The sequence below is a fragment of the Methyloglobulus sp. genome (assembly GCF_046714055.1).
Lineage (GTDB): Bacteria > Pseudomonadota > Gammaproteobacteria > Methylococcales > Methylomonadaceae > Methyloglobulus.
In genome coordinates, this window is sequence record NZ_JBKKBJ010000265.1 from 1 (window position 1) to 10,473 (window position 10,473).

The following is a 10,473-nucleotide window of genomic DNA, read 5'->3' on the forward strand; positions in this document are numbered from 1 at the left end:
CCTGGCAATAGGTCTTGGACGCGTTCCCATTGGTCATCCCTTAAAATAGTCCTGGGCATAAGCCCTGTTAGAAATTTAAATATAATACAATAACATCAGGCTATTTGTTAAACTTAATTGAGAACAGATCCTGGCTTAGTGTTAAATTTACTGACCACAATTCCATCATGACGAGATACATGCACACTCTATGCTTTTATCCTGGCAGTAAGCCTGAATAAAATAATTTCTCATCTATCCCTGAGTCCTAACAAAACGCATCATTTATGCTAGCCAACCTTATCCGATTTTCCATACGCTATTACAATGTTGTGATTACCATTGCCGTGCTGATATTGGTGGTTGGCAGTTACCGCTTTGCAACAGCGGGGCTGGATATTTTTCCTGAATTCCCACCCAAACAAGTCATCATTCAAACGGAATCGCCAGGACTTTCTTCAGAACAAGTTGAACTGTTGATTACCCAACAGGTTGAGCTGGCGATCAGCGGGGTGATGGGGCTGCAATCAGTGCGTTCGGAGTCGATTCAAGGCCTGTCGATTATTACCGCTATTTTCCCGGAAAGCAGCGATATCTATCGCAATCGCCAGCTTATCGGTGAACGACTGGCGAATTTATCGGCACATTTGCCAAAAGGGATTTCACCTGTAGTTGTGCCGCTGTCCTCATCTTCCGCCACCGTATTAACCTTGGGCTTAAGTTCCGAGCGTGTTGATTTGATGGATTTACGCAGCCTGGTTGATTGGAACATCGCGCCGCGCCTGCTTGCAGTCCGGGGCGTGGCCGATGTCAATGTGTTTGGCGGTGAAATAAAACAGCTACAAATACAAGTCGATCCTGTTCAACTGCAACGCTTTAACCTGTCTTTGGATGAAATTATCCAGGCGGCTTTCCAAGCTGCAAACATTCAAGGCAGCGGTTTTATCGAAAACAAAAACCAGCGCTTCACCATGCAGGTGACCGGCCAACTGGCCACACCTGAACAATTTGCCAACACCATAGTCAAACGCGATGGAGGCCGTAACATTACCCTTAGTGAAGTGGCGACCATCACCTACGCTCCCAAACCGGCTATTGGCGTGGCACAGATCATGGGCAAAACCGGCATTGTCATCATGGTGATTGCCCAGTATGGGGCCACCAATACCTTGTCGGTCTCCAGGTCGCTTGACGAGAGTTTGAGGGAGTTAGCCTCTATCCTTAGCAAGCAAGGCATCAACTTTTATCCGCACTTATTTCGCCCAGCCGACTATATCGAACGGTCAATATCTAATCTATCCAGGCATTTGTTGATTGGCGGCTTGTTTGTGTTGGTTATTTTGTACTTGTTTCTCTTCAATGTCCGTGCGGCGATTATTTCTGCGTTGGCTATCCCTGTTTCCCTCTTGGGCGCTGCGATGGTGTTGCTGGAAGCGGGGGTCAATCTCAATATCATGGTGTTGGGTGGCTTGGTTATCGCACTGGGTGAGGTTGTTGACGATGCGATCATCGATACCGAAAACATTTTTCGAAGGTTAAGGGAAAACCGGCTATCAAACCAACCTTTACCTGTTGCCGATATAATCAACACGGCATCGCTGGAAGTACGAAGTTCTGTGGTCTATGCCAGCTTTATCGTCGCGCTGGTGTTTGTGCCTTTATTGACGCTGGATGGCGTGGCGGGCCGTCTTTTCGCACCGCTAGGCTATTCTTATATCCTGGCAATTTTGTTGTCTTTGCTGGTTGCGCTGACCCTGACTCCGGCGCTTTGCCATGCGCTGCTGGGCCGTTATGACCTGGGCACTCAAGATCCACCCCTTATTAAAGCCATCAAAGAATCTTACAAAAAATGGTTATTGGCTGCATCCCGGCATTTCAAGCTATTACTGACGATCAGCATCATCACCTGTTTAGCAGGCTTTTTGGCTTTTTTTACCTTAAGACCACAAATTTTTGCCCGAACTGCGCGAAGGCCATTATATCGTCCACACCACCAGCATTCCCGGTACCTCGCTGGCCAAATCCATACACATCGGCAGCCATTTCACTGGGCAATTCTTGGCGATTCCTGGTGTCGAATCGGTATCACAGTGGGCTGGGCGGGCAGGACGGGGCGCTGATACCTACGGCAGCCATTACAGCGAATACGAAATTCGGCTGACACCGAATTCAGGCGCAGCACAACAGCAGATACTGGACAAACTGCGAGATATTCTGGCCAGTTTCCCCGGAATCGGTTTTGAAGCCAATACTTTCTTGACCGAACGTGTTGATGAAACCATCTCCGGCTACACTTCGCCTGTTGTTGTCAATATTCTCGGGAATGATTTGAATGATCTTGATGCCAAGGCGCGTACCATTGCTGAAATTATGCAAGATCTTCCCAGCGCCAGCAATGTACAACTACGTTCTCCGCCCAGCACACCTTTTGTTCAAGTCCATTTGAAACTGGATCAACTCACCACATGGGGAGTAACTCCGGAACAAGTCATGATTTGCTTGCAAAGCGCTTACGAAACCATTGTGGTGGGTAAAATATTTCAAGGCAATAAAATTGTTGCTATTGCCGTCACCCTGTTGCCGGAACAAAAAACGCATGTCCTGGCAATTGGCGACTTACCCATCAAAACGCTGGACGGAATTGTCATCCGCTTAGCGCAGGTTGCTGACATCAGGCCTAACACTAGCCATTACAACATTCTGCGCCAGAATTCGCAACGCAAGCAAACAATCACCGCTTATATTGTTGACGGCGACATGGACGCTTTTATACATACGCTTAAAGCACGGGTTTTCAAAGAAATCTCTTTTTCGGCAGATACCTATCCTGAATTTTCAGGGGCAGCCGTTGAGCAAGCAGAAGCCCGTACAAAACTCATCCTGCATTCCCTGTTGGCAGGCGCTGGCGTATTGATCTTGATTTATATCGCAATAGGAAACCTTCGGCATGTCTTGCTGACGCTCGCCAACTTGCCTTTCGCCCTGATCGGAGGAATTGTTGCGGTTATTCTAACGGGCGCGGCAATATCAATCGGATCCGTTGTCGGTTTTGTTACCTTGTTTGGCATCACCGTACGTAACAGCATTATGCTCCTGTCGCACTGCCAATACCTGATCAATAACGAAGGAAGAGATTTGAATCTTGAAACTATTACGCTAGCCGCCCAAGAACGGTTGCCATCTATTTTAATGACCGCGCTGGTCACCGCCCTAGCCGTGTTCCCGATTGCTTTCAACAGTGATAATCCTGGCTCAGAAATCATGGGCCCTATGGCGGCAATCATTATCGGCGGCTTGTTTTCTTCCACTTTATTGAATCTGCTGCTGTTACCTTACATGCTGCTACGGTATGGGAAACAGTGAATTGACCAAGTGTGTTAGACAACGAAACCAACCAAGCTAAAGCTGCCAATTGTTTAGTTTTTAATTATTGCATAGGGAAAAGAAAATGAATCTAAGATTGTACATGACTGCGCTGTTAGGGCCAAGCTTAGTAAGCGCGAATACTAATTAATGGGGTTAAACGTAAATCTGCCTAAAATTTTAATGCACTTAAAATATCGGTAGGCGCTTTAACCAAATAAAATGGAGGTAAGCTGACTTTGCCAGTCTAGCAAAGTCAGCTTTTTTATTTCCTAATTGACTGAAAAGCTCTCTCCGCAACCGCAAGAACCCGTGACATTGGGGTTATTGAATTGAAAAGCTTCATTGATGCCTTCCCTGCGGTAATCGAGTTCTATGCCATCAATAAATGGCAAGTCATTTTTTTGCACGATGACCTTAACCCCGAAATCCTCAAAAACTGCGTCATCGCCTTCGACGGCATCGGAATAATCTAGTGTATACGCATAGCCGGAGCAACCGGATTTTCTGACCCCCAGTTTTAAACCGACACCCTTACCCCGTTTTTCCAACTGTTTTTTAATTTGTCTAGCCGCGCTTTCTGTCAATGATACTGCCATAACTGCCTCTAGCCTGGGGTTACCAGGGTTTCCAATAGATTAGTAAATTCAATAATTTCCGCTTCAGTATTGGCTTTTCCCAAACTGATGCGGATTGCACTCTTGGCAAGTCCTGCCGCTACGCCCATCGCCGCCAGAACCTGGCTGGGTTTACCACCGCCACTGGCACATGCCGAACCGCTGGATACCGCTATGCCTTTCTGGTCGAGCTTCATTAACAGCATTTCGCCATCCATGTCTTCAATTCCAAATTGTACTGTATTCGGCGACCTTTCTGCTTCTTTTGAAAAAATGCTCATTCCAGGAATAACCGTTAACCGATCTTCCAAAAGCTTTCTCAGCTTTAGCAAATGTTCCGCACGTTGGGCAAGTTCTGAACCAGCAAGTTCCGCCGCCTTACCAAAACCTACAATGGCAGGTACATTTTCCGTCCCGGCCCTGAGCGTTTGCTCTTGCCCGCCCCCAAAAAGCATCGGTTTTAGGCCAACTCCTTTTTCAAAAATTAGCGCCCCGCAACCTTTAGGGCCATAAATTTTGTGGCTGGATAAGGACATCATGTGTACACCCAGATGATTATAGTGTACCTGAATTTTACCCAAAGCCTGCACGGCATCGGTATGTACGATAATGCCCTTATCCCTTAGCTGATGGGCATAATGGGCAACATCCTGGATTACACCCGTTTCGTTATTTGCCAGCATGATTGAAACCAGCGCTGGTCGGTATCGGATAATTTCAGCTATCGCTTCTTGCGTGACACGGCCATTACGGTCAACACCGATCAGCTTCAACTCGTGGCCTAGACTAGCCAGATGTTCAGCAGGTTCGGTAATGGAAGGATGCTCAACAGCCGATATTGCTAATTTGGACTCCGATTTTATTGCCGTCAAAGCAAGATTGTTGGCCTCCGTGCCGCCACTGGTGAAGATAACCTGCGTAGGCTGCACCCCGACTAAAGCAGCGAGTTGTTCCCGGGCGGAGTCGATCGCGCTTCTGACTAGCCTTCCGTGCCTGTATAAGCTGGAAGGGTTACCAAAAAACATTTTCAGGAACGGCATCATGGTTTCAAGCACCCGGTCATCGACTTGGGTAGTGGCATTATGATCGAAATAAATCATGTTCCGGTATCGCCCCTACCTTGTGCTGTTGTATTTGTATCACTTTCTCGACATCTCGGCGCTGCCTTTTGGCTACTTCCTGTACATGTTGTTTTTCCAGCAATTCGGCGAGGCTGATGTCTTTTAAATACGCCTTGATCTGTGTACTTAAGCCCGTCCATAAATCATGCGTCAGGCAGGTCTGATCGCCTTGACAGTTAGATTTGCCGCCACAACGCGTAGCATCAATTTGTTCATCAACGGCGGCAATAATATCAGCGACATTAATTTCACTGGCATCGCGACATAGTCGATAACCGCCACCTGGCCCCCGCACCCCTTGCACCATACCCACCCGACGTAAGCATGCAAAAAGTTGCTCCAGGTATGACAGCGAAAGTGTTTGCCGCGCTGCAATATCTTTCAAGGTAACCGTCTTATCCCGGCCATGGAATGCCAGGTCAAGCATGGCTGTTACTGCATATCGGCCTTTTGTGGTCAAACGCACAAATATCCCCAACAGTGACTCAACAATCGCACCACTATACTTAAGCCTTTGTAATAGTCAACCCTTATGCTTTTGCCAAATCGGTTGGGCAATCTGTTTACAATCCGCAGAGAAACCAGCAGCGATTGCCTTCTAGTTGCTTTCACAAAAAGTCTCCTGATTAGCAAGATGTTTCAGCCAGCATCGTCATACCGGCTTTGAGGCCAATGGTCGTAGGGGCAATCCCTTGTGGTTGCCCTGAGGGCAGGCACAAGACCTGCCCCTACATCTTGGTTGGCTGAAGCATCTTGCTAATCAGTAAAAAGTCTTGAGTGTTTACGATTACTTTCCTGCCCTACGTATGAACGCCCACTCCATCCAGAAGTTTAATGAAATTCCGCTTGGGTTTGAAGCGTACGCGCAATTCGGCCAAGTAATAACCAAACTCACGATTAAGTTGCTGGGCATTCATTATCACACCAATTCTGCGGATCAGTTTCACCGCATCGGCATAAGCGGTGTTATTGGTTTGTTCAATAATGGCCGGAATAATGCGTCGGTAAAGGGCAATGGCATCATTTCCGCGTTTGGATTCGAGCTTGCCAGCCAGTGTTATCAACTGATCCCGATTACACACACCAGCATTAACTGCAGTCCAGGCGGCATCGAGATCGTTCTCCCATAAAGCGATTGCGACGCGCAACGTGTAATTAGGAATAGATGGCTTAGGATTCCAGCGGTCTGTCGCCGCTGCATTTCGCGCAATCACTTCGGCAACCCAGGCCAGCGCCCGTTCACGCTGTTCAGGCCAGACCCCTAACGGTTTAGCGACCTTATGCAGTTTTTGGTAATGCTCCAGCGTTGCCTGTTCCTCAAACTGCACCCAAGTCAACTGCAAAGCCTCATCATTGCGTTGGCGTTGCAAGTAAGCCGCCACGATAAAATCCCGCAGCCGATTGTCAGTCCCTTTAGGAAAAGCCCGTAAGCCTCGTTCCGCCCACTCTAACGCCTTATCGTCCTGACCTGCTTTAGTCCATATCTCAGCAATAGTAAGATAATGATAGGCAAAGGATAAATCCTGTGCTTTGATAGCGACTAATCCCTCCACATCGCCGCTGGCTTCGGCTAACGATTCCATAATGTGCGTGACACGCGAACGATGATAATCATAACTGTCACCGGGTTGCTTAAGCTTAATCTTTTGCCATTCTTCTGAAGCTAATTCACGATAGCGCCGTAGGCCCTGTTCACCCAAAACATGACTGTATGTCGTAGCACTGAAACTGCAAATACCGATGGGCAACGTCATTTCCATGCGGAACAGCCGCTCCGCCAAGGCTCCCGGTTCCGGCTGTGCCAGTTCACATGCCTTGATGTGCAAATCGCAAAGGGCATCCTCAATACTGCCACCCCCCCCGTTGGAATCGTCGATATTTTGCATGGCATCTTCCACACGTTCGATAGCGTATTCAAGCAACTCAACCAGTATCCCGGCGCTATCAGGAGTTAACAACTCCTCCAGCGACTCCACAAGCTGCTCGAGATCACCCGCAAAATCGCCCGCTTCGCGCCAGTCAACAAAGCCGTGGACGCGTGTCGCCTTATTGATGGCTTTACGGAAGATTTGCTGTACATTGCTGCCTGCCCCGGTTCGTTCTGCTTTTAATGACAACGATTGATATAAGCGGTCATCGCGTTGCGCCACGTCAAGCACCAGGGCAATTAACACCTCTGGCTTTTGTAGCGCTAAATAATCACGGATGTCCTGCCAAGGGTCGCGGCGTTTTTTCTTGGCTTTTGATTGACCTGCCACGCCTTCAACTTGCAATTCAGCCAACCAGGCAAGCCCCACCGCCACACAATGCTTGCAAAAATAGCCGTCGGCAGCACGTGGGCAAGTGCAGTCGTAGCCGAGCTTGTCATCTTTATCCCACAACTCGACCCGATAAGTCTCTGTACCTATAACCCTGGCGCTGACTTTTTGCCCGGCAGTGTGCAGCCGCTCCACAAACCCAGAAGCAAAATATTCCTCGCCGCATTGGAAAGCCGCCGCACCGGCCAGATTTTTAAGCGTGCTGCGGGTCATGAGTTTTTCAAGCATGGTAAATTCTCAACTTGTTATTTCAATTGTATTTTTCTCGAAATATAGAGTCAAGGCATTGAAAAGCGAAGTTTGTGGATGCATTTCCTCGGAAAACCCCACCTACCCTACGTTTTCACGTTTCGCCGACCCATCCGCAATCTGACAATCTTCCAACGGGCACATGGGGGTTTTCGCGCATTTAATCCCGGCTTCGTTGATGGCTTTTTGCATGGCTTCTATCTGTTCATCAAGCGAATGGATATGATCGAGCATGTGGTTGATGGCATAGGCGACCGGATCTGGCATATCGGCAGTTGTCCCATAAGCATCGAAACCCATTTTGGTGGTGATTTTGTCTCGATCCGTTTTTTTAATGTGCGCTTCGGGTTCATTTGACAACTCTGGATTGCCATCCAGCCAGCCATATTGCGGCTTGTCTGACCTGGAGTGCATATCAATCACATGACCTGGGATACCGACTACCGTTGCACCCGCCGGTATGGATTTAAGAATAACCGAGTTCGATCCCACGCGCGCACCAGCCCCTATTTCAATCGGCCCCAAAACTTTGGCACCCGCACCGATCACTACGCCATTGTGTAAGGTGGGATGACGTTTGCCTTTGCTCCACGTTGTACCGCCCAGCGTTACGCCATGATACAAGGTGCAATCATCCCCGATCACGGCGGTTTCGCCGATCACCACGCCCATACCGTGGTCGATAAAAAATCGCCTGCCGATTTGTGCGCCGGGATGAATCTCAATACCCGTCAACCAACGGCTGATATGGGAAATAATTCGCGCCAGCAACTTGAATCCTGCATTCCAAAACGCATGGCTGACGCGATGAATCAGCACTGCATGAAAGCCGGGGTAGGCCGTCACCACCTCCAACACCGATTGGGCTGCTGGGTCGCGCCCAAAAACACAATCGATATCTTCTTTTATCCTATCTAACATTATTGGCTCCTCTTGTTACACGACTTGTTACCTTGGGACATCCTTAAAATACCCCTGAGTATATCCAGTTCCTTGGTATCCAGTTGTATCCGGTTATAAATCCGGCGCAAACGCCGCATGATAGATTTTGACTTATCGGGGTGCATAAAACCAATATCGACCAAAGCTTGGTGTAAATGACCATAAAACGATTCCATTTGTTCGGCCGTGGCAAACGGGATGTCACCTTTATCACCTACACGGCTGTTTTCCTGTGCCCCGGCGGCAACAAACAATTCATAACAAACGACCTGCACGGCCGCAGCGATGTTCAAGGAACTATATTCGCTGTTACAGGGAATCCTCAACAAAAAATGGCATAAATCCAATTCATGGTTTTTTAATCCGGAATTTTCCCGCCCAAACAGGATAGCCACCTTATTGCCGGGTTCATGAATGATAATTTTCTCCGCACATTCACGCGGCGTTAACTCCGGCCAGCTAATTGTCCTACAGCGGGCGCTGGCACCCAAAACCAACTGGCAATCGGCAATGGCTTCCGGCAAAGTCCGGTAAACCTTGGCATCCGCCAAAATATCATCAGCCCCTGAAGCCCTGGCGGTGGAATCGGCGCTAGGAAAAATCTTAGGGTTGACCAGGCACAGATTATCCATCTTCATATTCTTCATCGCCCTTGCAACCGCCCCGATATTGCCGGGGTGGGATGTTTCGACCAGGACAATCTTAATATGTGAGTGCAACGCCGCCCCTGCTTAAAAAAGAGCCAAGTTTATCAAAAGATTTGTTATCCTAACCGTGTTTTCTAAATGCTTATTATACAATCAACCTATGCAACCCATGCTCAATATCGCCATTCGAGCTGCCCGCAGCGCTGGCGACCTTATCCTCCGTTCCTCCGACGATGTCGGCCAGCTTCGTATCGACCAGAAAGGCAAGAACGACTTTGCCAGTGAAGTTGACCGAGCGGCAGAACGGGAAATCATCAATATCATCAGGACGGCTTACCCCGACCACGCCATTCTTGCCGAAGAAAGCGGCCAGCACCAAGGCAACGATTTTGTCTGGGTGATCGACCCTTTGGACGGCACCACCAATTTCCTGCATGGGTTTCCGCAATATGCGGTTTCCATTGCATTGAAGCACAAAAATAGGCTGGAAGTTGCCGTTATTTATGATCCCTTACGTGACGAGTTGTTTACTGCCAGACGCGGCGGTGGTGCGATGTTAAATAGCCGCCGCTTGCGGGTTACCAACCAAACCACTATGAAAGGCGCTTTGATCGGCACGGGTTTTCCGTTCAAGACCGATCTCCATTTGGACGCTTACACCGGCATGTTCCTCGCCATATCGATGGAAGCCGCAGGTATCCGTCGCGCAGGAGCGGCGGCGCTGGATTTGGCTTACGTCGCAGCAGGCCGTCTGGACGGCTTCTGGGAAATAGGCATCATGGAATGGGATATGGCGGCGGGGATTTTATTGATACAAGAAGCGGGTGGCGTAGTCACTGACTTTTCTTTTAACGACAATTATCTGGCTTCAGGCAATGTTATTGCGGGTAGCCCTAAAATGCACCAGATGTTGTATAAATTGATTGAGCCGCATGTGACGGGAAATTTGAAATGATTTTGGAATGTTGTTTCGACATTGATTACTGGAATTACCCTCTCCCCTTGTGGGAGAGGGCTAGGGTGAGGGGGTATTTTAACGTGTCGCTAATGCGACGATTGTTTAAATGCCAGTTCCCGCACTGGCAGGCGAAATACTTTTCTTTGCTTGTCCAAAGAAAAGTATTCAAAAGAAAAGACACCCGGATGCCGCTTTTCTCCTGCGCTCCGTCGTTTTTATAGGGGGGGTTGGAAAAGGGGGGCGGTTTGGTTTGGCACCCCCCCCATAAAACACCACTGG

General features: G+C 48.6%; 7 protein-coding genes and 2 pseudogenes. 2 read left to right on the top strand and 7 right to left on the bottom strand.

What is annotated here, in order from left to right:
- Positions 1–266 precede the first annotated feature (266 nt).
- Positions 267–3,342: pseudogene (locus tag ACLQ6D_RS15790) on the top strand (efflux RND transporter permease subunit).
- Positions 3,343–3,614: 272 nt separating this feature from the next.
- On the opposite strand, the gene ACLQ6D_RS15795 reads toward ACLQ6D_RS15790, so the two are convergent.
- From ACLQ6D_RS15795 to ACLQ6D_RS15820, 6 genes are all read right to left on the bottom strand, one after another.
- Entirely contained in the window at positions 3,615–3,941 is a 327-nt protein-coding gene (locus tag ACLQ6D_RS15795; protein WP_411728270.1) for a HesB/IscA family protein, read from the bottom strand.
- Positions 3,942–3,949: 8 nt separating this feature from the next.
- A complete protein-coding gene (locus tag ACLQ6D_RS15800) occupies positions 3,950–5,059 on the bottom strand; it encodes a cysteine desulfurase family protein (RefSeq protein ID WP_411728271.1) in 1,110 nt (369 codons plus the stop codon).
- Complete coding sequence (locus tag ACLQ6D_RS15805) at positions 5,040–5,546, bottom strand: Rrf2 family transcriptional regulator (RefSeq protein ID WP_411728272.1); 507 nt, start codon at positions 5,544–5,546, stop codon at positions 5,040–5,042. Before ACLQ6D_RS15805 ends, ACLQ6D_RS15800 begins: the two co-directional genes overlap by 20 nt.
- A 334-nt stretch (positions 5,547–5,880) precedes the next feature.
- Entirely contained in the window at positions 5,881–7,626 is a 1,746-nt protein-coding gene (locus ACLQ6D_RS15810) for an SWIM zinc finger family protein (protein ID WP_411728273.1), read from the bottom strand.
- A gap of 102 nt (positions 7,627–7,728) precedes the next feature.
- A complete protein-coding gene (cysE, locus tag ACLQ6D_RS15815) occupies positions 7,729–8,568 on the bottom strand; it encodes a serine O-acetyltransferase (RefSeq protein ID WP_411728274.1) in 840 nt (279 codons plus the stop codon).
- Entirely contained in the window at positions 8,568–9,308 is a 741-nt protein-coding gene (locus ACLQ6D_RS15820) for an RNA methyltransferase (protein WP_411728275.1), read from the bottom strand. Before ACLQ6D_RS15820 ends, cysE begins: the two co-directional genes overlap by 1 nt.
- A gap of 88 nt (positions 9,309–9,396) precedes the next feature.
- Between ACLQ6D_RS15820 and ACLQ6D_RS15825 the strand changes: the two genes are divergently transcribed.
- Entirely contained in the window at positions 9,397–10,191 is a 795-nt protein-coding gene (locus tag ACLQ6D_RS15825) for an inositol monophosphatase family protein (RefSeq protein WP_411728276.1), read from the top strand.
- 34 nt (positions 10,192–10,225) lie between these two features.
- Here ACLQ6D_RS15825 and ACLQ6D_RS15830 read toward each other — a convergent pair.
- Positions 10,226–10,473 (bottom strand): annotated as a pseudogene (locus ACLQ6D_RS15830) (hypothetical protein); the annotation flags it as partial.

Bases quoted from the DNA above. Each gene is read 5' to 3' on its own strand.
- ACLQ6D_RS15795 (WP_411728270.1), bottom strand. From the start codon at position 3,941: ATGGCAGTATCATTGACAGAAAGCGCGGCTAGACAAATTAAAAAACAG.
- ACLQ6D_RS15800 (WP_411728271.1), bottom strand. From the start codon at position 5,059: ATGATTTATTTCGATCATAATGCCACTACCCAAGTCGATGACCGGGTG.
- ACLQ6D_RS15810 (WP_411728273.1), bottom strand. From the start codon at position 7,626: ATGCTTGAAAAACTCATGACCCGCAGCACGCTTAAAAATCTGGCCGGT.
- cysE (WP_411728274.1), bottom strand. From the start codon at position 8,568: ATGTTAGATAGGATAAAAGAAGATATCGATTGTGTTTTTGGGCGCGAC.
- ACLQ6D_RS15825 (WP_411728276.1), top strand. From the start codon at position 9,397: ATGCAACCCATGCTCAATATCGCCATTCGAGCTGCCCGCAGCGCTGGC.